This window comes from Grimontia sp. NTOU-MAR1 (assembly GCF_035758505.1).
Lineage (GTDB): Bacteria > Pseudomonadota > Gammaproteobacteria > Enterobacterales > Vibrionaceae > Enterovibrio > Enterovibrio marinus.
Genome location: NZ_CP142109.1, coordinates 392,572 through 414,267, shown reverse-complemented (window position 1 = coordinate 414,267; position 21,696 = coordinate 392,572). Strand labels below are relative to the sequence as shown.

Genomic DNA, 21,696 nt, shown 5'->3' with positions numbered 1-21,696 from the left:
CTTTGGTTAGTCGACGCTGTGATAAGGGAAGATGAGTTGGTGAGTGTATCCGTCATGCGCTATCCCCTTTCTCTTCCTCACAGCAATCGTTGTGAATGGTCTGGAGTGCTGAAATCGCTGCAATAGCGTTCTCTTTGTGCTCGGGTTGGTTGGCGATATCAATCAGCGCATTGATCACATGGGTTTTCAGTTTACGCCCACTGTTTTCGAGCTCCCGGCGTCGTACTTCGTTAGCTTGCAGACCCATAGAGTAAGGGTCTAGCGCGTTGGATTGACCAAGCAGGGCTTCCACGACGACACCGGATGTTTGCAGGATGTTTTGGTTAACCGCCAATACAATACCCGGCACATCAATGGGCTTGCCGCCGATTTCAGATACGGGCGTGGTCACTTGATGATCAACGCTTAGCAGCGTTTTTTCTTCTGGCCTTTTGATGTGTTCCTGTTTAATCAGGCTTCGGGTATTTCCTTGGTGGTCACGTATAGAGGCCAGCATTCGGTAGAGGACTTTGGTGACATCTTCCCGGTAGTCTCGATCAGCAATACAGTCTTCAAACAAAGCGTCCAGTTCATAAAGCTCGTAGCGTTTGATACTGGCGGGCGTGCCGTAGTCGACTTCAAGATAGGCACCGGTCAATGCGAAAGTAGACAGGTATTCCTGGTTCATCTGTCGTGCGACAAAGTTCAGGGTGCGGCTGACGTTGATATTGCGAATCGTCCGTTTTTCACTGAACTCGTTCTCTTCAGTGTGGCTGCTACTGCGATCGACCTGAACATTGACTTCGCGTTTCGCATTCACCTTGTCGATGTGTTTTTTCAGTGCACTTTCTGCGGTTTTCTGTGTGTTGGCGCGGTGGGTATTGGTTTGGGTTTCATAGCCACCACTGACTGATATTTTCAGCTCATTCTCGCCGCCACCACTACCCACCACAGGGATATCCACTTTGGCGCTGGTTTTCATCCGGTAGTCGGTGCGACCTTCAAGACGCCATTTATCCTGCGTGTCTTCTGAAAACTCGGTTTTACTCTCCCTATCCAGTGATTCTGTCAGTTCTGATTGGGTATCTGAACTATGCGCATCAAGAATACTTTGGGTTTCCGAGCGGTTGGTTTTGGTTTGCTCAAAGCTGCGGATGGAAAGTTCGACTTCTTCCCCTGGTAGCAAGGAGAAGGAATCCACCACTCGGCCTGCACCATAATCACCGAGATAGTTTCTGACGGTTATCTTTTCCACCAGACGAATCGTTGGAACTGATGTCAAATTGGGTAGGTAGAGGTCATAGTTAGGGATGCCTGAAATGCCAACATAGCTGTCGATGACATAGCCGTTCTCAAGCATGTTCTGCACTTGCGCCATACCATACTTATTGATGACGTAGTCCAGTGGTTGGACGGCGGTTTGCACTATCGCTTCGTTTTGGATGAGGGTGTCCTCGATAACGTCATTCACTGGTGCGGGTTGAATGAGTTGCTCGTTTATTTTTTCATCCGTTTCGTTTGCAAGCACTGCATGCCAAAGTGGGCTGATGGCGTGGGCTTTCATAGCCATCATGGTCATAGGCACCACGTTTTTAGCGCTTTTCTCCTGATTGGATGTACTGTCGGTACTTTTCTTGCGTTTGAATTTGCTTGGTATCACAAGTTCAGAAACCTGCTCATAAGTGAATGCTGTCGATGCAGGTAAGTCGTAACGGAGCAGACTGGCGTTGCCACCGTCATCGAATTTGATCATGGGTTCTGTCTGACTCATGGGGGCCTCCATTTAGGGTTAGGGATTAGGGCTGGGATGACGCCGATTCCAGCTCAATAATGCGGGTTTCAAGCTGATGAACTTGTGCGTGGAGCTGTTTGACGGATTCAAGCAGCAAAGGGATCAAGCCTTCGTAATCGACACTTTTCAGCCCGTCTTCGTCTTCGTCAACCAGTGAGGGGACCACAGTCTCTACTTGCTGGGCAATCAGGCCAAACTCCTCGGTTGCCTGATGGGTATCTTTCCACCGAAAGGTCACGCCTTCGATTTGGTTAAGTAACTGCTGGGCTGAAACTATGGGTTTAATGTCCTGTTTTAGCCGTTCATCTGAGGTGCGGCTGAAATGTCGTGCTTTGACTGTGCCGGTTCGGCCGTCGATGTGAATGTCGGGTGAGTCTTTCGGGGTAATCACTTTTAGAGAGCCGGGTTCGTTATCAACTGCTTCTGTCACTGATGCGAGCATGCCGATTCGTAAATCCCTTCGGCACTCCAACTGCTCAGTGAAGGCTTCTTTACTGGTGACCTTGGTTGTCGAAACCTTATCAGGCGTAATGAAGGTGCGTTGGCTGCCACCGCGGAAGCGGGTGATATTCTCCGTGATAAAAAGTGTGTCGCGATCCAACACCATGCCGCCACCACTGTTGGTGTCCAGTTGTTCACCAAACCGAATCATGCGGGCAATGTTGTCGATACGGGTTCTTTGGAGCTTGATGTCTGTCGCCATAATGAGTGTCCTTTTACTGTCATTGGGTTGCGTTGAGGCCGAATGGGAGGGGAATACCCTGTGGCCTTAGTGCCGCTGCCGCGTCTTCGAGATCAAAGGCGAAGCCCGCACCGTTGATCATCACCTGCAAATTGACGTTGCTGACTTTACTGACGCCAGATGTGGCGCAGCGTAGTGAAAGTTTGTTGAGTGATCGGATGGGTAATCTCGCTTCCAGATCAAGCACCACCTGCTCAGAAGCGAATAGCGTCATCGCACCTTGATTTGTGACGGCATTCACGACCAATGGAAACTTTCGGTTGCTGTAATGAAGGTGGAAGGTGAGCTTTTTGGCGCGGGTTTTTGCCTGAACGGTCAGGGTAGCTCCCAGCATATTCAGGGTTTGATGAGGGATGAGGTTTCGAAGGGAGCCATAGAAAGGAATGCCCAGTTCTTGGGTCGCTTTGCGGAGGCTATAGCCAGGTGCGATGTTGTTCATCACTTTTCGCAGGCTGAAGTTGTAATGATCTGTCATCATCGAACGTAGCCTAGAAAAATACTGGTTCGCACCTGCTTTGTTGGGGTGCAACATGTGGGCTTTACGACATGCCACGGCAGAGAAGAGGTTTTGTTCAATCTCAAAACCGTTTGCTACCGAATATTCCAATCCAGCTTGGTAGTTGGGGCAGAGTTTATTGCGCTCTCTGGTGACGGTTCCATCCCCGTTCCATCCCCATACTTGTGGGCGTCTTGTGAACATGGCTTGAGTCGCTGCAAGACCAGGATGGAGAAACCAGATAGGGGCTTTGCGGGTGTCAGCGAGTTCTTTGTTAACCTTATTGACTGCGCGCATGGCTCCCAGCTCAATGGCCATATAAAACAGGTAGCAATTGAGCTTGGCTTGTTCAAGCGTGTCTGCCGGTGTCTGCAGGCCTTCTGCCATCCAACCCAGAACATCATCGACGGGAGACAGTGCTTTGGCGAAGTCGATAGCTGCATCAGCAAAACGGTTTCCTGTTCGAAAATCTAAAATCTCCTGAAGCACAGAACCTGACTCATGCATGACATCGGTAAACTGTTCCACACTCTCAAAACGCGAATGCGGCGAAACCGAAGGGAAATATCCGGTATATATGATTTGTGCGTTAGGACATTGAGATCTGACTTTTCTGAGAAAGGGCACCAAGCGCTCATCAATCAGGTCGTCGAGCTTTTCAACCGTTTTCTCGTAGTCTGTAGCTGCAGATTTAAACCCGACATCATTGGCTATGCCGTTCACCAGAAGCAGATCGATGTTCTCGGGGCGATCCAGCTCCGTTAATTGTTTAGTAATGGTGGGGTAAGCCGCAGGCAGTTCACCAAAAAACGTGGGTTGTGGCAGGTGGGTGTCGAATGCTGGGCGACGATGATGCTCGTTCTTTTTGCCAATAATCGCGCCTGAGTGGGCTTTGTAGTCACCCGTGATGGGTTGGTGCATGCCATTGATGGAAGCGCCAATACGAAGCTCTCGGGAAAGCCAGGCAACCAGTTGGTTTGCGTAGGTTTGATGCCGGGGGATCCCTTGTCCCCACATGACGGAATCGCCAATAACTGCAACTCGCATAGATTCCTCCTTAGAGGTGTTGAGAGAAAGATGTCGTGATAACAGGCTTTTGGAGTGAGGTTCAGCGCTGTTGTATTTGCTTCAGGCAAATCTTGATGACGTCGGCATCGCACAACGGCTGATTGAAGAAAGAGGGAGGTAGCAAAGGTGACGCGCCGGGAAGGTAGGTTTCATGTCCTCGCCCCGCGACGACAAGAATGTCCTCATCAGTTTGGCCAGAGAGTGCCTGATAAATGGCTTCGACCCGGTTTTTCACAAAACGCGCATGAGGCAAGGTCTGGCGCAAGGGGGAAACGATATGCTCAATCGGCTCAGTCCGTGAGTTGTCACCAGTGATAAAAATGCGTTGGGCATATTTCCCCACCTCTTTTGCCATAGGCGTGCGTTTGGTTTTGTCCCGATCGCCCCCACACCCAAACACGACGGTTAAGGGCTTCTGATAGTGTTCTCTTAACGCTGAAAGCGTTTGACCCAGGCCATCAGGGTTGTGGGCAAAATCGACAAAAATCCGCCGTTTATCGTTGACTGGAATGGCTTGCAACCTACCCGGTGGCAGAGTGAGAGAGGGGATAAATGCAAGGGCTTTTTTCATGGCATGATAACCACAAAGGCTGTCGATCAGGCCCAAGGCAGTCAGCAAGTTGAAGACATTGTGCTGCCCCAAGAACGGTGCGCGGCCTTGCCAGTGTTCACCGGCCAAACACAACGTCAGTTGGTGATGGTTGAGCACGCCATACCACCCGCTTTCCCGCGTTTGGCTGCTGAAGGTTTTTGGTAGGCAACCGTGCTGAATGCATGCATCAAACCATGCTTCGCGGTGTGGCTCTTCATGGCGGAGCCAGATGCTTGCGCCAGGTTTGCAATGAGCGGTGAGTTTGAGTTTAGCGTTGAGGTAGTCTGTCTCGGTTTTATGGTAATCGCGATGATCGTGAGACAGGTTAGTAAAAGCCCCACAGTCAAATTGGAATCTTTGGTACTGTCCTAACATCAGTAACCTGCTGAAGCATTCCATCAAGCAGACGTCGATTTGCCACTGCGCCATCACCTCCTTCACATGGTCATGGATTCGCTCAGGGGTGTTGCAATACCAGGGCAGGGACTCGGTGATGTCTTGGTGGCGAAGCCCCAACGTGCCCCATGTCATTGCGGACACGCCGATATGGTTCAGTAGTTGGCGGGTTAACTCAATGCTGGTGGTTTTCCCGTTTGTTCCGGTAACGGCAGCGAATTTCATGGGTAACTCCTTGGGCGAAGTGGTTACCAAACAGCCTAAATCTGACAGGAATAATCACCATCCCAAGTTCTGGGGGGTATTAAAGATCTAATGCACCAAAGAATGTCTGCGATGCACTCTGGAAAGGCGCTAACCAATGCAGTATTTCGCTTTGTGTTGGTACTCGTGCTGCCTGCAATCATGCTGCTGATAATGGTGAAGGGACTTGAGGTGACTAACCATATCAACTTGCCCGTTGTTGATGTGGCGACTCAGGTGATTCAGCAAGATGGTAAGCACACATACAGTGAGGTTTCCCTGCCGCATAACTACACCCTTGGTAGCGGTTTTTCCTATGGGCAATTCAGTTTGGTACTGCCAAAAGCGGGTGGAGATACCACGGCGATTTTGTTGCCGCCATTCAGAGATACCTTGGTAATGCGAACCGGAGGGGAGTTAATTTGGCAGACAGCGCCTGTGGCCTACTCCCGCGAGCATATGATGCCGCGTTTTCGCTATCAGCCTGTTTATCACGAGCTCCCAAATCGATTATTTAACGGAGAGAACTTATCTGTCTCGATCGATATTGGTTCCAGTGGAGGGTTGCGGCTTCCTCAAATCTATGTGGGTACGCCTGAAGAGGTGAAACCTGTTTATCATCGTCAGTACTGGTCCCAGATAGGCGTTCATAAGGTGATGCTTTGGCTCACGCCGGTCATCACGTTGTTTTACCTGATGCTTTGGTGGTTTCGCCGTCAGAACAGCGAATACCTCTACTTCGCGCTGGGTACGGTCTGCTGGGCCATGACCAATATGACGTTCACGATTTCCAACTTACCGATTTCCCAGCACATTTATTGGATGTTGTCTGTTTCATTTCAACCTTTGCTCACCCTGTTTATGGTGCTGTTTCTTCACCGCTGGTATGGCATTCAGGCGAGAAAGCTTGAGTATGGATTTTGGTGTGTTTCCCTCTTGCTGGTGGTTGCCTCCTTTGTGTTGTATGAATGGGATCCTCAATATATATGGTGGCGATTTAACGAGAGCTTTCTGCGGGGATTCGTGGCGCTGAGCGCGGTATATATCGGGTATATACTGCTGTGGCAGGCATGCTTACGACACAGCCTCAGTGCGCTTATCTTAGCGATATCCGGTCTGGTGGGTGTTTATGCTGGGGTGTTGGATTCACTGGATGGCATGCAGCTTCTGGATATGTATTTTCCGCTGAGTATACATGCAAACTTACTGATCTTTCTGACACTTTGTGGCTTGCTGATGTACCGCTATGTGAGCGCCCTAAACAAGAGTGAAGAGTTGCAGAAAACGCTGGAAGACAAAGTCGTTGAAGCAGTAAAACGTTTTGAGCAAGAGCAGTCGATAGCCCACGAAAGTGAGAAGCAACGTGCTTTGCTGACGGAACGACAAAACCTTTTATCTGACATGCACGATGGATTGGGAAGCCAGTTGGTAGAGCTGATCACCTTGCTAAGAGTGAAGAGCGTTGGCCGGGAAGATCTCCAACTCAAAGCGCAGCAATGTCTCAATGACCTCAGACTGATTCTTGATACCCGGAACCCGCTGTTTGAAACCCAATTTACCGTGCTGCTTGGTCAGTGGCGTTCCCGCATCGATCCGGTCATGGAGGCCTCAGAGATTAGGCTGGTATGGGACGTGGATATCCCTGATGAGGAAGTGCAGTTGAGCGCTCAACAAAAGTTAGATTTACTCCGGGTACTTCAGGAGGTGATGACCAATATCATCAAACATGCCAAGGGCGTAACCAGAGTGATTCTCTGCTGCCGACTGGATCAGGGTTCGCTGAATATACAGATTGATGACGACGGAAATACTGTCGAAAAATATGACGCGGTTGATCACGGTTATGGATTGGCGTCTATCCGGTCTCGTGTGGAAAGACTCGATGGACAGTTTAATTTTAAGTGCGGCAAGATGGGGGCGTCTACCATCATTGTGATTCCATTAAGACAAGGGACAGAGGATAGGACTTGATCAACGAAAAGCGATTCATGCTTCGGGCGCTCGATGTTTCAAAAAAGGCGCTTCCTAATTGTCAACCCAACCCTCCTGTGGGCTGCGTCCTTGTCGCCAATGGCAATATTGTCGCGGAAGGATTTACACAACCGATTGGTGGCAACCATGCAGAAGTTGAAGCGCTTAGGCAACTAAGCTCATGCATCGATATTAAAACAGTGACCGCATATGTCACGCTTGAACCCTGTTCGTTTGTTGGCAGAACGCCAGCGTGTGCTGAAACCTTGCTGAATTCAGGTATCGGTAAAGTGGTCGTTTCGTTGCTCGACCCTGACTACCGAAACAATGGCGCTGGTATTGCATTGCTGCAGCATGGTGGTGTCCATGTTGATGTCGGCCTTGCAAAGGATGAGGTTCAGGCTTTCTTGATGCCGTATCTTGGGCATGCTGGGTAAGGCTGTCTTTTTTAAAATAGTGTGGTTGGCTTGTTAAGGTACTTGACCGAAACCTCTTATCGACTATGCCGTTGATTTCCCGTCCAAAGCCATCGTCCAAAAACCGCTTCTTCATTTATCATCGATAACAAACCTTCTCTCAGGCTCACTTACCAGACGGAAAATCTCACCCTCTGCAACTACAACTGATGAGGTAAGCAAAGAAGTGAGTCGATAGGGCGGGCACTTATGAAAGACAATGCGTTGATTGTCACTGAAGAAAGGGCACTGAAAGTCAGTATTATGGCTAATTTGGTGATGGCATTTTCAGGGTGGGTGACCTATTACCTCTCAGGTTCTGAAGCGTTGCTACTGGACGGTAACCTTTCTTTTATCCTTTTTCTTTCTTCAATTGTTGCCCTTCGCCTGACCCGCGTTAAAGCGCTGGTGACGGACGACTTTCCTTTTGGAAAGTTTGCTGGCGAGTCCATGTATACCCTGTTCAAAGGCATCATGATCCTTGGTGTGTTGCTCTCTTCAATCACGACCAACATTGGCAAAATCTTTGGCTATATAGAAGGGGAGCCGACGCCTCCGCTCGTGATAGGTCCCATCATGATTTATACCCTGGCCATGGTGGCGATATGTCTGGGACTGGCGTTTTACTACCGAAATGAAAACAAAAAAGTGCAATACAACAGCATGTTATTAGATGCAGAGGCGAAGTCTTCGCTGGTTGATGGCGTGCTTTCTGCGGCAATTGGTATTGCGCTGATTGCCATTATTTTCGTGGATATACAGGGGGCTTGGGGTTTTCTGCATTATATCGGAGATGCCATTGTCGTTGTGCTGCTGGGCGTAGCGATGATGCCACAGCCTGCTGATCTTATCCGGTGCGCGTTTCACGAGTTGATGGGCGGCAGCCTTAAAGATGAAGACGAACAGCGTGAAATCGATACAACCATTCGTCAATTACTCAGTGCAAGAGACATTCAATGCAAAGATTTACTGGCGATGAAAGTCGGTAGTAGTTACCTCATCATCGTGTGCTTCACCGCGGAAGTGTTTAAGCACAAAAGCGATGATTTGGTGAAAGTGCGAAAAGAGATCCTCGATAGCCTCTGTAAAACACGTAGTTTCGTTGATTTAGAGTTGGTGCTGGATTGAGGCGCAATGCTGAACAGCCGGTGTGCATTAATCTGCAAGTGCAATAAATAGGCCTCTTAGCCAGAGGCCTAATGTTCTTGTTCGAACGGTGTCTTTTTTCAGATTAACTTTGAGTTTCCATGAGAGACTTCAGTAACTTTGTTTCTGAGACCGTCGCGCCTCTCAAAGGGCGGCGGGGTAAACCTGCAGCAATGCCTTTTAGTGCCAACCCTGCTTTAATGGCTTTGGGTATGCCGCCAGCAACAATAAAACGCAACATGGGGAGTTGTCGGTAGAATATCTCTCTTGCTTCATCAAGCTTACCGGCGGCAACACTCTGGTAAAGCGCTTGGGGCTCTTGGCCAATAAGGTTTGGTGCGGCAGTACACCAGCCCGATGCACCCGCACAAAGGGCTTCAAGGGCAAGAGGATTGCTGCCATTAAAGAACGGAAGCTTGCCGGAACTCAGCGTAAACAACTTGTGCATCCGCTGAATGTCCCCGCTACTCTCTTTCACCATGGTGACATTGTCTATCTCATGGAACATATTAACGAGCAACTCAGGTGACATATCAATACCGCTGGTTGCTGGATTATTGTATACCATGATAGGTAAGGTGATAGCGTCAGATACCTCTTTGTAATAATTAAATATTTCTTGGTCAGTCAGCTTCCAGTATGAGACAGGGATAATCATCACAGCATCTGCGCCAATAGACTGGGCATATCTTGCTTTGCTGATGGCTTGCAGGGTGGTTAACTCAGAAATACCAACAATGACGGGGACTCTTCCAGCGACTTTTTTAACTGTGAAGTCAGCGACTTGTCGCCATTCTTCTAGGCTTAGGTACGCACTTTCTCCCGTACTGCCTAATGGTGCGATGGCATCGCTTCCATTTTGGAGAAGAAGCTCCAGTGTTTCACCAAGCACGTCAAAATTGATGCTCCGCTCATCGGCGCTGAACGGTGTAATTGGGTAAGAAATAATACCGGATAGTTTCACGTTGTTGTCCTCTGTTGGGCTTAAATACAGTCGGGGTGTGTTTTAAGTACTTGTCGCACGTAGTAAGCAAAATTCACTTTGTTTCGTTTGTCGGTGGATACCCAGTCGTGGGCTTCATTGGCCAGTGCAGGCTGTATTTGTTGTATCTGTCCTGCTGCCATGGCGAGTAATTGCAGTTTTGCAGCGCGCTCAATCAAAATGGCGAGGTTACATGCCTCTTCTATGGTTTTTCCCGTGACTAACTGACCATGGTGAGCCAGCAAAATGGCCCGGTTGTTTCCAAGTGCATTTGAAATGAGAACCCCTTCTTCGTTGCCAACAGGGACACCTGGCCAGTCTGCAAGGAAGGCGCAGTCATTGTAGAGACCGCATGTATCCATATGAGACACAGTCAGAGGGATCTTGAGCATAGAGAGTGCTGCCACATGCGTAGGGTGCGTGTGTATGATGCAATTGACTTCAGGGTGTTCTTTGTACACCCAGGTATGAAAGCGATTAGCTGGGTTTGCCATCCCTTTTTGGTCGAGTGGTTCCAGATCTTGGTCCACTTCGAGAAGATTATCTGCGGTGATCTCATCAAACCCTAAGCCAAATCTTTGGGTAATAAAGGTATCGGGTTTATCTGAGCGGCAGGTGATTTGTCCTGCCAGTCCTGAGTCATGGCCTTTTGTGAATAAAATCCGACAAGTTAATGCGAGCTTCTGCCGATCAGTTAAATCGAGATCAGGAATATGTGCCTTCATGTTGGTCTTTGCCATTTCCATTAAGGCTTGTTTACTGAATGCATCGGTCCTCATGATCTTTCCTCCTATGACTATTGCATCTCCCAAATTTCACTCTCACAATAGTGGTTCTCTGGACCCTGATTAACAGCCAGTTTCTCTTTCTTTACTGGTCCAGATGGAGGTGTGTTTGTTACGTCCTTGGCAGACGAAGATTTGGCTCATGCGCAAAGGTGGGGAGTCTATTCATACAAGCCTGAGTAATCAGATCTCGGAAGATATTCGTTCGGGGCGTCTAGCGTCTGGCCACATGATGCCCGGCTCTAGGACGTTAGCACTGCAATTGGGGGTTAACCGCAAAACCGTTCAACAAGTCTATGAAGAGTTGGAGTCACAAGGTTGGTTGATCTCCAAACCACGTCGTGGAACCTATGTGGCTGACATGTTACCCGAGTTGTCCTTGTCCTGTGAGAACCAAGAGTTAGTCAGTCGCGCGCAAGGGTCTTTTCCTAAGGGGGATTCTTTTGAAGCGAAGCTGCTTTCATCCCATCATGTTATGGGTTCTGCGTCTATCAATGACGGAGTGCCTGATACCAGACTGATACCCTTTGAACTGCTGTCGCGTGCTTTTCGCCGAGCGATTGTTCAAACGAGCCGACAGTCCTATTTGGGCTATGGCGATCCAAGGGGGACTGACGCGTTACGCCAATCGCTCCAGCGTATGCTCAATATGGATAGATTTATGAATGTCACGACAGACCAGATATGTGTTGTTCGTGGCAGCCAAATGGCTATTTATCTCTCATCCAAGGTACTGGATCCTGCAAAAGGTGTATTGGTGGTTGAGTCCCTTTCTTACTCACCGGCAGTGGCAGCATTTGAATCAAACGGATTTGACGTTGTTAGATGTCAACAAGATGAACGTGGTCTTGATGTCGAACACCTGGAAAAGATTTTATCGCGTTATCCAGTCGGGGCTGTCTATACCACACCACATCATCAGTACCCGACGACAGTCAGTCTATCAATGGACAGGCGTCTTAAGCTCCTTCAGTTGTCTAAGCTGCATGGATTTGCCGTATTGGAAGACGATTATGATCATGAGTTTCACTATGAGAGTCGCCCCATTCCACCGCTAGCCAGTCTTCCCAATAGCGAAAATGTTATCCATATCGGGTCGTTATCTAAAGTGTTTGCCCCAGGACTAAGGCTTGGTTACATGGTGTCTTCCCCAACATTCATCCATCGTGTTGCTGAAGAGATTACCCTTATTGACAGGCAGGGCAGCACGGTAACTGAACTGGCAGTCGCCGATCTAATGCAGTCTGGTGATGTGAAAAAGCATATACGTAAAGTCCGTAGGATATATCAAGCTCGACGTGATCATGCTGCGAATGAATTGAAACGTATTTTCGGCGATAACGTTTTGTTTCGGGTACCGCCGGGTGGATTGGCACTTTGGATAGACATTTCCCAACTGCCCAAAACCGTTGGTGACGGTAAGTCGGGAGGCTTTTCATCAAATTTCCCCGTTTTGTCAGGCAGTAAACTCTTTTCAGATGTTGATGCAACATACCCCACGCATTTACGATTTGGGTTTGGCGCACTGACAGAGCATGAAATCACGTTTTCTTTGGAGCAGTTTGCTAAACAATTTAAGTGAAGAAGGCGTCGTTTGTTGCTAGGGTCTGTTGATCTTTGGTGATGATTTTTGCAGCAGTTTGTGGGGGCTTTATGCAAGGCAGAGGCTTCGATGTGTAGCTCGCCTACATGAGAAGCTGATAACGCAGCAGAAATTCCCCACAAACGCTGCCCGAAGGGTTCGACTGCGCGTCCCGTACTCTAAGCGTTTTATGCTTTGTTGAGGTGTATTTGCTTAGAATAACTAGGCGGCACACACCTCGCCGCGCCTAAAACGCTTATAGCGAGAACAAAATTTAACCACCAAAGGTCAACAGACCCTAGGCATACATTCGTTTACGCGCGCCGGCCTCAATGCTTTTAGCGAATCAGATAAAAGCTAACTGATGTGTTGCTTGAGCGCTGAGTTAGCTATGTTCTACAATGGCGCACTTTCAAATGACATCAGGTCAATACAATGAACGACACAACTTCAAAGCCAGCGCTGCCAGACCATCTTTCTGGTAACCCACGTAGCCCACACTTTGTCGAGGAATGCTTCCAGCACGACATCGGCATTCGCTTCAACGGTAAAGAGCGTACTGATGTTGAGGAGTACTGCATCAGCGAAGGTTGGATCAAAATTCCTTCACCTAAAGCACTGGATCGTCGTGGCCAGCCACTGCTGATCACCCTGAAAGGCACTGTTGAAGCTTACTACATCTAAGCTATCAAACGTCGCAAGACACTGATTCAAAAGAACGAGAGCCCAAGGTCACTTAGGCTCTCTTTTTTTGCCTGTAAAACAGCGTTTGTGCGCGGGATGATTCCCTTAGGTGCAAGCCTGGAACTCTGATAGACTCCCCCGCCTCTCCGGTAAATCGTGTTGATTATGCCGGACTACCTAAGACTAGGATCTGCTTTGACCAATAATGATATCTTGCGCCGTATTCGCTATACCTTCGACTTTAAAGACAAAGAAGTCGTAGAGATTTTCGCGCTGGCTGATGTAACCGTGACGCTTGAACAAGTGGCGGCTTGGATGAAAAGAGATGAAGGAGCATTCGTGCAAATGAACAGCCTTGAGCTTTCTTCTTTTCTGAACGGTTTGATCAACCTGAAACGCGGTAAACGCGACGGCGAACAACCTCAGCCTGATGCCCATCTGAGCAACAACATGGTGTTCCAGAAACTGCGTATCGCGTTGAACCTGAAAGCGGGAGATATTCTGGAAATTCTTGAACTGGCGAACTTCCGCTTGAGCAAACATGAGCTGAGTGCGTTTTTCCGCAAGCCGGATAATAAACACTACCGTCAGTGTAAAGATCAGATCCTGCGTAACTTTCTGATGGGTGTGCAGCTAAAACTACGCCCTGAAGATCAGGCTGAATACCAAGACTGATTACTATTTAAAACAAAGCCCGGTTATCCGGGCTTTGTTTTTAGGTGGCTTTCGCGTTATCCAATGTATGGACAGTGACATGGAACTTTTCATTGCCTGGCATGCGGCCGCTAGCGATACCTGTTTCAATAAACCCAACAGACTGGTAGAAATTTAGCGCAGTAATATTCCCTTTTAACACTTCAATAGAGAAAGTACGTGCAGGTGAGCCAATGACGGCATTGACCAATGCTTTGCCGACACCACGACGATAGGCTGTTGGATCAACGTACAACCACGCGATCTCTTCATCATCATGTGCGATAAACCCGACGACCTGATCATTATCCTCTGCGACCAGAAGGTGATAATCAAAAAGGTCTTCGTTTTGTGCCGCTATTTCCAGTGGTATGAAAGCGTCTTCAAGTGAAGCCCCTCGAAGCTCATCTAATCGAGCTAAATCATGAATCTCGCAAAGACGAGACCAATCATTTTCCGAATATTCGCGAACTATCATGTGTTTTATCAAGTTTCCATTTAATGCCGAGGTGCCACGTTATGGCAAAGTTGGGGGCAAGCCGCCAAGAATCGCGTTTAACGCTAAAGCTTGGGTAACATCAGCGAGAGAGCCTATCAGCGGATACTCATTATCATCAGCACCATAAGCCTGTTTGTGGAGTTGATATGCCTCCTGCAATGACTCAGCTTTCAACGGCTGTCCAGATAATTCAAAACCTTGTTCCAGCAACTGGCTTTGCTCGTTAACGAAAGTTTCCGTGCCTAATTCGAGATGAATGACTACTGTGTCTTTTTTCATGAATTGATAGGAGTTTATTGATCATTCCTTTGGTTAAACGAGAGGGTCAAAATGGTCCAAAGAAATCTTTCACGCTAAAAGGCTAAGCAGTTTTATAGCACCGCTTTATCGGTGTTCTGTGAGATGGCGTACCAAAATGCGACTAAGTGAGTGCTTTCTGTTTAAGACCGAACTATCTGCTAGGGGATAGACGTGGAAGCAAAACTAGCTCCGCGTTTTCGGTTTGAATTGTTTGATGGAGCGTTTGCTGTTACTTCGACGGTTGGCTTTCTTGTCGCGAGGCGGACGTTTGCGCTCGCTGTTGGCACCTTCTGTTGCAGGTTTGTCAGTCACTGGGAATCCTTCAAGTGAAAGCAGTTCCAATGGTTTTCCCGTTAACTTGCGGATGGCGTTCAGCGAATCGGTTTCGCCATGACAAACCAAAGAGAGCGCCAAACCATTTTCGCCAGCACGGGCTGTGCGGCCAACTCGGTGAACATAGACAGGTGCGTTCGATGGTAAATCAGCATTGATGACCACGGGCAGCGCATCGATATGAATACCGCGGGAAAGAAGGTCAGTGGAAACGAGAACGGTCACTTTCTTGGCTTTAAAAGCGGCCAGAGTTTGTTCGCGCGCCGTTTGATCTTTATCGCCATGAAGCGCCGCCACTGACATTCGAGCTTTGGTGAGTTTCTTCACCAGAGCATCGGCATTACCGCGTTCACCGACAAACACCAATACCTGCTCCCAGCCATGGTGTTTGATCAGCGAAATCAACGCCTGCGCTTTACTGCCTTTGTTGACGAGATAAAGGCGTTCTTCAATCTCTTCCACCACAGTGTTTTTCTGGTGTGCTTCGATTCGTACAGGGTTAAAGAGCATAGACGCGGCGGCAGACTCCAGTGCTTGCGGCATAGTGGCTGAAAACAGGAGAGTTTGTCGCTTCGCTGGCAGCGCAGAAATCAGGCGCTGAACATCAGGCCAGAACCCCATTTCCAGCAAGCGATCGGCTTCATCAAGCGCCCAGAGTTTTAAAGCGTGAAGTGATACTTCTTCCTTGTTGATGAAATCGAGTAAGCGGCCTGGGGTCGCAACCACCAACTGCGGTTTTTTTGCCAGCTCAGCGATTTGGTTTTCTGGCGCGACGCCGCCGCACAGCATCGCGGTTCTGATGCCCATCGTCGTGGCAATTTCATCAATCGCTTTGGTGACCTGAGCGGCCAGTTCACGTGTTGGGACCAGCACCAGTGACTGAATGTCTTTCTGGTCTGGGCTGATGCAGTCGAGCATCGGCAGACCGAATGCCAGTGTTTTTCCGCTGCCTGTTTGTGCAAGGGCAATCACATCGCTGCCTTTCAGTGTAACTGGAATAGCTTTTTCCTGAATCAGGGTTGGGGATGAAAGCGCTTCAGGCAGTGCAGCCATCAAAGCGGCGGAAAGGTTCAAGGATGAAAAAGTCATGGGCGGTCACAATGTGATGGAAAAGGTGGCGAAGTCTACCAGCCAGTCTATGAAAATTGTACGAAAAGCGGTTTGATTTTGTGGCGCAGAAATTGGGAAAAGAAAAAAGCAGGCATCGGAAGAAGTGGAAATGCCTGCTTTGTGGTAATGCTATTGCTTGCAGATAGACGCTCTGGTTGGCTTTATCAACTTCGGCGAGGAACAGCTCAAGTAATTCAGTACCTTTTTCGCCATGGGTTTCTTTAATGTATTCAATCAGGCCTGGTTGGGTTGCATTGCGCATAGCCTGACGTTGACCATCGCTTAGGGCGTTCACTTTCATCTTCGCTTTCAGCCCATCCAAACCGCGGTCATTGGATGCTTCAATCAGTCTCGCGAGTCCGCGGTTTGAGCTCAGGGCAATTTCTACCGCATCAGACACAATGGCCTGTTGCTCTGGTGTGAGTCCGTCATAGAAATCTTTGTTGATCATAAAGGTGTATGGGGCAAAGAGGTGGTTGGTGAGCGTCAGGTAACCCTGTACTTCATTGAATTTGGCAAATGACACTGTCGGTATTGGGTTCATTTGACCGTCAATCACGCCAGTTTGCAGTGACGAATACACTTCACCCCAAGCCAATGGGTAGGCTTCTGCGCCCAAAGACTGAATGATCTTCTGGTGAGTTGGTAAGGTCATTGTGCGGATACGTAGCCCTTTAAAATCCTTCTGTGATTCAAGAGGGCGCTTGGAGTTGGTGATTGAGAAGAAACCGCCTGTGTCAGGGAAGCCGAGTACTTTTACATCCTTCAGCTCACCTTCGATATCTCTCGCCAGTGTTTGGCCGAATTTACCATCAAACACTTCATACGTCGCTGCGTTGCTTTTGAAAGCAAAAGGAACATCAAGTACACCAATGCGAGGGTAGTACCCTGCCAGTGGCCCTACCGGCGCTAACGTGCCTTGTAGTTGACCATCACGCACCATCTGGATGTGTTCTTTAGCCGAACCTAGCTGATTGCTTGGGAATACCTGCACTTTTATTTCACCATTGGTCGCGGTTTCCACAATGTTTTTGAATACGCCAGTGAATGCGTGTGCCGGGTTTTCCATGATGTCGGCTTTGTTGTCATGACCGATACGGAGCACCTTTTCTGCCATGGCAAATGGTGCGGACAACAAGCTGGCAGCAAGTGCTGCGGCGACAAGAGATTTGTTGATGTGTTTCATGATCACTCCATTGTTATGTTTGCTTCCATGAGTATTCGTAGAAACGAAAACCCATTGAATGGTTGCGAGGACTAGTAGCCAAGCAATCTAGGTATGTACAGCACCACGTCGGGTGAATAAGCGATAAAGAACAGTAAGAGCAGTTGGCCGATGAGAAACGGCATTAACTCTTTGGAAATCCCTTCAATCTTTGCCCCTGTTACTGAGGACAGGACAAACAGACAGGCGCCAATCGGCGGTGTCATTAAAGAGACGTTGAGCGCGAGGACAAAAATGATGCCCGCGTGAAGTGGGTCCAGACCGATTTCCATGGTTAGTGGAACCAGAATCGGCGCAAGAATAACCAGCATGACATTGATATCCATCAGCATGCCGACCGTCAGCAGCAACAGGATAATCAGTGCCAGAATGATATTTGGGTTGTCAGAGAGAGAGATGAAGAAATCCGCAATCATCTGTGGAATTTGGTTGAAGCTCAGCCACCACCCCAAAATGGAAGCCGAGCCAATGATGAGGTAAATCACCCCAGAGATTTGGGCGGTTCGCACTATCATTTGGTAGAAGGCATTCCAGGAGAGGTTGCGATAGACAAAGGCACCGATGATTAACGCATAAGCCACGGCGACAGATGCGGCTTCTGTTGGCGTTACGATACCGAAAACAATGCCACCCAGAATTATCACAGGCATCAACAAAGCGAGGGCCGATTGACGAAACAGCACCAGTACCTGCTTCAGTGAGGCGCGTTGCTGATTTTTTGGTAAGCCTTTTCGCTTGCCCATGGAAGCAATGATCGCCATACAGACGAAACACACTAAGAGCCCAGGGAGGATGCCGGTTACAAATAGGCCGCCAATCGACACGCCCATCAGTGAACCATAGACGACCATAATGCCGGATGGTGGAATGGTGGGACCAATGATGGAACCCGCTGCAGTAACGGCACAGGCGTAATCTTTGGTATAGCCTTCCTTTTCCATCGCAGGAACCAATGTGCGGCCGAAGGCGGCAGCGTCTGCTGTGGCTGAGCCTGTTATCCCGGAGAAAAAGACCGATGCCAACATGTTGGAGTGAGCCAACCCACCTCTAAAGTGCCCTACCAATGCCTGAGCCAAAAACACCAGACGACTGGTGATGCCGGTGTGGTTCATGATCTCTCCCGCCAGAATAAAAAATGGCATGGCGAGAAAAGGGAAAATATTTAATCCGTTGAAAATCTTGCTGGGAGCCAGTGAGGTGAAATGTGAACCACCAATCTCATACATACCCACAAGGCCTGCAACGCCCAGAGCGATGGCAATCGGCGCGCCCAGAAACATCAGGAAAAAAAACAGTGAAGCGACCATCAGATATCCTCTTGCTGCGGTAGAGAAGGAGTTTGGTATTCGGCTGATAAGGCAGCGAAGAGGTCTTCTAAAAACACCAGAAGTGCTTGAAGTGCAGCAAGCCCAAATGTGACGGGGACAGCGGCATACGCATAGGCCATGGGCATACCGAATACCGTTGAAAGCTGGCTCGCGCCTTTTTCCGCAAAGGTAATACCGAGATAGGAGATATAAGCAAAAAAGGAGGCGGTTAGCGCACTTAAGACGACCTGAAGGATAAGATTCAACCTGTCAGGAAGTCGGTCGGCAATAAAAGTCAGCCCCATGTGTTCGCGGTTGGCAGTGCAACAGGGGACTGCCATCAAAATGGCCCAAATCATAATGTAACGCGCTAGCTCTTCCACCCACCCAAGCTGGAGTTTCAACCAGTAACGATCAAGCACACCGAGCCACACATCCAGAATTAGTATGATCATGAGAACGGCGACCATAAACTGGTTGATTTTGTATAAGCCGCCTTTGATGACTGTAATAGTTCGAAATAGCGATTCAGGAGTTTTCATGATGCATCCTTATTCATGAAAGAAGGCATTTTTGATTGCTAAGTGAACAGAACCTTAATGCTGGAATGTGTTTTTGGCCGTGATGTGTATCGCAAAAACATTAATGTGTGATACTTTCTAACACGATATGGAGGTGGTGGGTGTTAGTTATCTGTTTTTATTGGGTTTATTCATGTTACAGGGCTTTTGTGAAGTTTTGTCAGCTAGAATAGTAACATCGTCGAAGTGTCGGAAATTAAAGCGCTAAAGAGAAAAAACGGGTTGTCAGCAAAGAAAAATAACATGTCCGAATTCGTGGGAGTTTCCTGCGAGAATGTGATCTTCGTATGGGTTTTGTCGCAGATAATTTATTGGGAGAGATAATCAACCAGATGCTGCCTGGGTCTGCATAATTAGACTCCGCATATTGTGCAGAGTCCATTGACCGTTGGTGAATGGGCAAGTTACGGATCAGAAGTGAGTGGTTATCCACTTAGTTATCGTGTCAGGCTCCGTTTCCACGCCAATATATCGCCATTTGTCGAAGGTCAAACAAGGATGCGAGGTCGAAAATACCAATATGTCCCCAACTTGCAGCGTGTCTTTCTGCATGACTTCAAGGAAGAGGTGTTGATCCATAATATCTGTTGAGGTGAGCTCAGGGAGAGGCAGTGGTTGACCATTCCGATATAGCCTTATTGCTTTAGGCAGACCGGCATCAAAGGCGACGTCGCGCTTACCCAGCCCGATAATGGCTTTGTCTTTCTCTGGTACTGAAATGACGTGGGCATATAGGGTCAGTGCGGAAATCAAATCCCCATCTAGACGACAGGCTGCACTGCTATCCCGTTGAGCCCTTTCCATGACGGCGTTTTGGGCTTCCAGGTAGATACCATCATCATGGATGAGGTAACAGCCAGGACGAATAATGGTCGTCAGCCTTGTCTTCCCGGTAAATGCTTCTGCCACCACGTCATACCATGCCGACCCTGCGCCAGTCACAATAGGCTTATCAAGCGCAGAAAGGGGAATGAGGGATTCTGCTAGTGCCACCGCCCCAGATACAAACTCCCTGACTGCAGGTTCTACATCATCGCTTTCATGTTCTGCGTGAATCACGCCTTCATAAAACTCAATACCCGCAAATTGAAGGTGGGAAGAGCGGGCGATGTATTGTGCCAGCGTTTGTACTTGATCGTGGGTGCGACACCCGCAACGGCCCCCATCAACGCCCAGCTCCACCAACAGCGGCACCTCCAGACTTCTGGCTCTTGCTGCCGCCTGCCACTGCTCAGCCAGGTATTGGCTGTCGATACAGGGAAACACCTCAATGCGATAGTGTTCGATGATATTTAACACTGCGTTGATGTTTGCTAATCCAACGATCTGATTAGCCAAAATAATTCGCTTGGCTCCCGCTTCCGCGGCCACCAGTGCCTGAGCGGGAGTCGCAAGTGTCAGCCCCCAAGCTCCTTGAGCGATTTGGGCCTTAAACAACTGGAGAGACATGGTGGTTTTACCATGAGGGGCAAGCAATACCTCGCTTTGATTTGCAAAACGTTGCATCCAGTTAGCGTTGTGCGTGATGGCTATTTCGGAAACCACAGCGGCGGGTAAAGGAATGTCGGTTAAGAGGGAGTATTTTCCCCCAGAGGTAGGTCTAAATGGAACGCCTTTTGCCCCTTTTTCAAAGGGAAGTGTATCTAATGTGTGATAATAACTATCAAAATTCTTCTTTATTTCTGACATGACCTCATCCTCTTAACATGCCGTTGAGATATTGTGGTGCCTGGGGTTTGGATGATATATAATTTTATCTGTGTTGGATACTATCAAACAAATGCGATGTTATTGTGCGTGTAATCACTTTATCGATACGTGCCAATCGCTACGATATTGCTCGAGGTAATCGGAATGACGATGGAAGTAGACATCCTTTCGCAGATATCACAACGCTTTGACGCTTTGCGAGATGCTGAAAAAAAAGTGGCTAAGTGCGTCATGGATAATCTGGCGGGTGCGGCGAGCGCAAGCATCACCGAACTGGCTGAAGAAGCACAGGTTAGTGAAGCCACCATTACTCGTTTTGCCAAGGCTGTTGGGTGCAAAAACGTGCGTGATTTGAAGATGAAGCTGGCTCAGTCCCTCGCGGTTGGTCAAAGGTTCATCATCGATCCCATCGAGCAGACTGGGATTCAGGGTATTTATGAGTCCGTGAAACAGTCGATGGATGCTAACCGCAAACTGCTGGACGAAAAAGACATCGAGAAGGCGGTGAGCTGGTTACACGGAGCCAGACAGATCATCAGCGTTGGCATGGGGGGAGGCTCCACCATGATTTCCCAGGAGTTGCAGCACAGGCTGTTTCGCTTGGGTTACGCCATTACGGCCTATCACGATGGTTTACTGACGCGCATGGTGGCAGCCACGGCAGAAAGCAGTGATGTCATGGTGATCATGTCAACGACGGGATACACGCCCGGCATTCTAGATGCAGCGCAGTTAGCTAAAAAATATGACCTGAAGGTTATAGCTATCACCCAGGCGGATTCACCACTGGCAGAGATAGGCGACTTGGTGTTGCCGATTACGACTCAGGAAACGGATTTTATTTATAAACCTTCGGCTTCCCGTTACGCGATGCTGGCGTTGGTGGACGTGATTTCCATGCAATTGGCCGTCACCCACAAACGACGTTCGCGTGACAAGCTTAGAAGACTAAAACTGGCATTAGATTCTTACCGGGGCGGCGGAGACAGGCAACCTTTGGGAGACTAAGGCCAAACACTGAGGCC

At 48.7% G+C, this 21,696-nt stretch carries 20 protein-coding genes; 7 read left to right on the top strand and 13 right to left on the bottom strand.

Translation table 11 applies throughout. The features are described 5' to 3' along the window. Positions 1 to 52: 52 nt before the first annotated feature. The 4 genes from VP504_RS19810 to VP504_RS19795 form a co-directional block, all read right to left on the bottom strand. On the bottom strand, positions 53 to 1,750 hold the full coding sequence (locus tag VP504_RS19810; protein ID WP_325895110.1) for a hypothetical protein: 1,698 nt from the start codon (positions 1,748 to 1,750) through the stop codon (positions 53 to 55). A 25-nt stretch (positions 1,751 to 1,775) separates the two neighbouring features. Beyond that, on the bottom strand, positions 1,776 to 2,474 hold the full coding sequence (locus VP504_RS19805; RefSeq protein WP_325895109.1) for a tail fiber domain-containing protein: 699 nt from the start codon (positions 2,472 to 2,474) through the stop codon (positions 1,776 to 1,778). Positions 2,475 to 2,493: 19 nt separating this feature from the next. Continuing rightward, on the bottom strand, positions 2,494 to 4,056 hold the full coding sequence (locus VP504_RS19800; protein ID WP_325895108.1) for a hypothetical protein: 1,563 nt from the start codon (positions 4,054 to 4,056) through the stop codon (positions 2,494 to 2,496). 61 nt (positions 4,057 to 4,117) lie between these two features. Next, the gene (locus VP504_RS19795) at positions 4,118 to 5,290 is read right to left on the bottom strand and encodes a Mur ligase family protein (RefSeq protein ID WP_325895107.1); all 1,173 of its coding nucleotides are present in this window, start codon (positions 5,288 to 5,290) and stop codon (positions 4,118 to 4,120) included. Positions 5,291 to 5,401: 111 nt separating this feature from the next. On the opposite strand from VP504_RS19795, the gene VP504_RS19790 reads away from it, so the two are divergent. The 3 genes from VP504_RS19790 (at position 5,402) to VP504_RS19780 (ending at position 8,862) form a co-directional block, all read left to right on the top strand. Beyond that, positions 5,402 to 7,279, top strand: coding sequence for a sensor histidine kinase (locus VP504_RS19790; protein WP_325895106.1), 1,878 nt, complete (start codon positions 5,402 to 5,404; stop codon positions 7,277 to 7,279). After that, entirely contained in the window at positions 7,276 to 7,716 is a 441-nt protein-coding gene (locus VP504_RS19785) for a bifunctional diaminohydroxyphosphoribosylaminopyrimidine deaminase/5-amino-6-(5-phosphoribosylamino)uracil reductase RibD (protein ID WP_442788929.1), read from the top strand. The genes VP504_RS19790 and VP504_RS19785 overlap by 4 nt, the downstream gene beginning before the upstream one ends. 228 nt (positions 7,717 to 7,944) lie before the next feature. Further along, entirely contained in the window at positions 7,945 to 8,862 is a 918-nt protein-coding gene (locus VP504_RS19780; protein ID WP_325895105.1) for a cation transporter, read from the top strand. A 103-nt stretch (positions 8,863 to 8,965) separates the two neighbouring features. On the opposite strand, the gene VP504_RS19775 is transcribed toward VP504_RS19780, so the two are convergent. Together VP504_RS19775 and VP504_RS19770 are read right to left on the bottom strand one after the other, a co-directional pair. Further along, positions 8,966 to 9,844: a dihydrodipicolinate synthase family protein gene (locus tag VP504_RS19775; RefSeq protein WP_325895104.1), complete on the bottom strand. Its 879-nt coding sequence runs from the start codon at positions 9,842 to 9,844 to the stop codon at positions 8,966 to 8,968. A gap of 20 nt (positions 9,845 to 9,864) precedes the next feature. Then, a complete protein-coding gene (locus VP504_RS19770) occupies positions 9,865 to 10,641 on the bottom strand; it encodes an aldolase (protein ID WP_062707178.1) in 777 nt (258 codons plus the stop codon). A gap of 148 nt (positions 10,642 to 10,789) precedes the next feature. Here VP504_RS19770 and pdxR point away from each other — a divergent pair, with 148 nt between their 5' ends. The 3 genes from pdxR to VP504_RS19755 all read left to right on the top strand — a co-directional run bounded on the left by pdxR (position 10,790) and on the right by VP504_RS19755 (position 13,588). Beyond that, the gene (gene pdxR / locus VP504_RS19765; RefSeq protein ID WP_325895103.1) at positions 10,790 to 12,229 is read left to right on the top strand and encodes a MocR-like pyridoxine biosynthesis transcription factor PdxR; all 1,440 of its coding nucleotides are present in this window, start codon (positions 10,790 to 10,792) and stop codon (positions 12,227 to 12,229) included. A 435-nt stretch (positions 12,230 to 12,664) separates the two neighbouring features. Continuing rightward, positions 12,665 to 12,913, top strand: coding sequence for a DUF3297 family protein (locus tag VP504_RS19760; RefSeq protein WP_002536576.1), 249 nt, complete (start codon positions 12,665 to 12,667; stop codon positions 12,911 to 12,913). Positions 12,914 to 13,108: 195 nt separating this feature from the next. Continuing rightward, positions 13,109 to 13,588: a DUF1456 family protein gene (locus VP504_RS19755; RefSeq protein WP_325895102.1), complete on the top strand. Its 480-nt coding sequence runs from the start codon at positions 13,109 to 13,111 to the stop codon at positions 13,586 to 13,588. Between the two features lie 40 nt (positions 13,589 to 13,628). Here the strand turns inward: VP504_RS19755 and VP504_RS19750 are convergent, their stop codons facing one another. The 7 genes from VP504_RS19750 to VP504_RS19720 form a co-directional block, all read right to left on the bottom strand. Beyond that, the gene (locus VP504_RS19750; protein ID WP_325895101.1) at positions 13,629 to 14,084 is read right to left on the bottom strand and encodes a GNAT family N-acetyltransferase; all 456 of its coding nucleotides are present in this window, start codon (positions 14,082 to 14,084) and stop codon (positions 13,629 to 13,631) included. Positions 14,085 to 14,123: 39 nt separating this feature from the next. Continuing rightward, positions 14,124 to 14,384: a hypothetical protein gene (locus tag VP504_RS19745; protein WP_325895100.1), complete on the bottom strand. Its 261-nt coding sequence runs from the start codon at positions 14,382 to 14,384 to the stop codon at positions 14,124 to 14,126. Between the two features lie 204 nt (positions 14,385 to 14,588). Next, positions 14,589 to 15,827, bottom strand: a complete 1,239-nt coding sequence (locus tag VP504_RS19740; protein WP_325895099.1) for a DEAD/DEAH box helicase — start codon at positions 15,825 to 15,827, stop codon at positions 14,589 to 14,591. Beyond that, positions 15,775 to 17,034: a TRAP transporter substrate-binding protein gene (locus VP504_RS19735; protein ID WP_325895098.1), complete on the bottom strand. Its 1,260-nt coding sequence runs from the start codon at positions 17,032 to 17,034 to the stop codon at positions 15,775 to 15,777. The genes VP504_RS19740 and VP504_RS19735 overlap by 53 nt, the downstream gene beginning before the upstream one ends. Before the next feature lie 71 nt (positions 17,035 to 17,105). Then, positions 17,106 to 18,380: a TRAP transporter large permease gene (locus VP504_RS19730; protein ID WP_325895097.1), complete on the bottom strand. Its 1,275-nt coding sequence runs from the start codon at positions 18,378 to 18,380 to the stop codon at positions 17,106 to 17,108. Continuing rightward, positions 18,380 to 18,922, bottom strand: coding sequence for a TRAP transporter small permease (locus VP504_RS19725; protein ID WP_325895096.1), 543 nt, complete (start codon positions 18,920 to 18,922; stop codon positions 18,380 to 18,382). The genes VP504_RS19730 and VP504_RS19725 overlap by 1 nt, the downstream gene beginning before the upstream one ends. 450 nt (positions 18,923 to 19,372) lie before the next feature. Beyond that, positions 19,373 to 20,650, bottom strand: coding sequence for an alanine racemase (locus tag VP504_RS19720; RefSeq protein WP_325895095.1), 1,278 nt, complete (start codon positions 20,648 to 20,650; stop codon positions 19,373 to 19,375). A 165-nt stretch (positions 20,651 to 20,815) separates the two neighbouring features. Between VP504_RS19720 and VP504_RS19715 the strand changes: the two genes are divergently transcribed. Beyond that, entirely contained in the window at positions 20,816 to 21,679 is an 864-nt protein-coding gene (locus tag VP504_RS19715) for a MurR/RpiR family transcriptional regulator (RefSeq protein WP_325895094.1), read from the top strand. The last annotated feature ends 17 nt before the right edge of the window (positions 21,680 to 21,696 follow it).

What these genes read in the sequence shown, in the direction of transcription:
- VP504_RS19770 (WP_062707178.1), bottom strand. Translation starts at nt 10,641, where the DNA reads ATGAGGACCGATGCATTCAGTAAACAAGCCTTAATGGAAATGGCAAAG.
- VP504_RS19800 (WP_325895108.1), bottom strand. Translation starts at nt 4,056, where the DNA reads ATGCGAGTTGCAGTTATTGGCGATTCCGTCATGTGGGGACAAGGGATC.
- VP504_RS19780 (WP_325895105.1), top strand. Translation starts at nt 7,945, where the DNA reads ATGAAAGACAATGCGTTGATTGTCACTGAAGAAAGGGCACTGAAAGTC.
- VP504_RS19810 (WP_325895110.1), bottom strand. Translation starts at nt 1,750, where the DNA reads ATGAGTCAGACAGAACCCATGATCAAATTCGATGACGGTGGCAACGCC.
- VP504_RS19790 (WP_325895106.1), top strand. Translation starts at nt 5,402, where the DNA reads ATGCACTCTGGAAAGGCGCTAACCAATGCAGTATTTCGCTTTGTGTTG.
- VP504_RS19740 (WP_325895099.1), bottom strand. Translation starts at nt 15,827, where the DNA reads ATGACTTTTTCATCCTTGAACCTTTCCGCCGCTTTGATGGCTGCACTG.
- VP504_RS19750 (WP_325895101.1), bottom strand. Translation starts at nt 14,084, where the DNA reads ATGATAGTTCGCGAATATTCGGAAAATGATTGGTCTCGTCTTTGCGAG.
- VP504_RS19725 (WP_325895096.1), bottom strand. Translation starts at nt 18,922, where the DNA reads ATGAAAACTCCTGAATCGCTATTTCGAACTATTACAGTCATCAAAGGC.
- pdxR (WP_325895103.1), top strand. Translation starts at nt 10,790, where the DNA reads ATGCGCAAAGGTGGGGAGTCTATTCATACAAGCCTGAGTAATCAGATC.
- VP504_RS19760 (WP_002536576.1), top strand. Translation starts at nt 12,665, where the DNA reads ATGAACGACACAACTTCAAAGCCAGCGCTGCCAGACCATCTTTCTGGT.
- VP504_RS19745 (WP_325895100.1), bottom strand. Translation starts at nt 14,384, where the DNA reads ATGAAAAAAGACACAGTAGTCATTCATCTCGAATTAGGCACGGAAACT.
- VP504_RS19795 (WP_325895107.1), bottom strand. Translation starts at nt 5,290, where the DNA reads ATGAAATTCGCTGCCGTTACCGGAACAAACGGGAAAACCACCAGCATT.
- VP504_RS19805 (WP_325895109.1), bottom strand. Translation starts at nt 2,474, where the DNA reads ATGGCGACAGACATCAAGCTCCAAAGAACCCGTATCGACAACATTGCC.
- VP504_RS19735 (WP_325895098.1), bottom strand. Translation starts at nt 17,034, where the DNA reads ATGAAACACATCAACAAATCTCTTGTCGCCGCAGCACTTGCTGCCAGC.
- VP504_RS19720 (WP_325895095.1), bottom strand. Translation starts at nt 20,650, where the DNA reads ATGTCAGAAATAAAGAAGAATTTTGATAGTTATTATCACACATTAGAT.
- VP504_RS19715 (WP_325895094.1), top strand. Translation starts at nt 20,816, where the DNA reads ATGACGATGGAAGTAGACATCCTTTCGCAGATATCACAACGCTTTGAC.
- VP504_RS19730 (WP_325895097.1), bottom strand. Translation starts at nt 18,380, where the DNA reads ATGGTCGCTTCACTGTTTTTTTTCCTGATGTTTCTGGGCGCGCCGATT.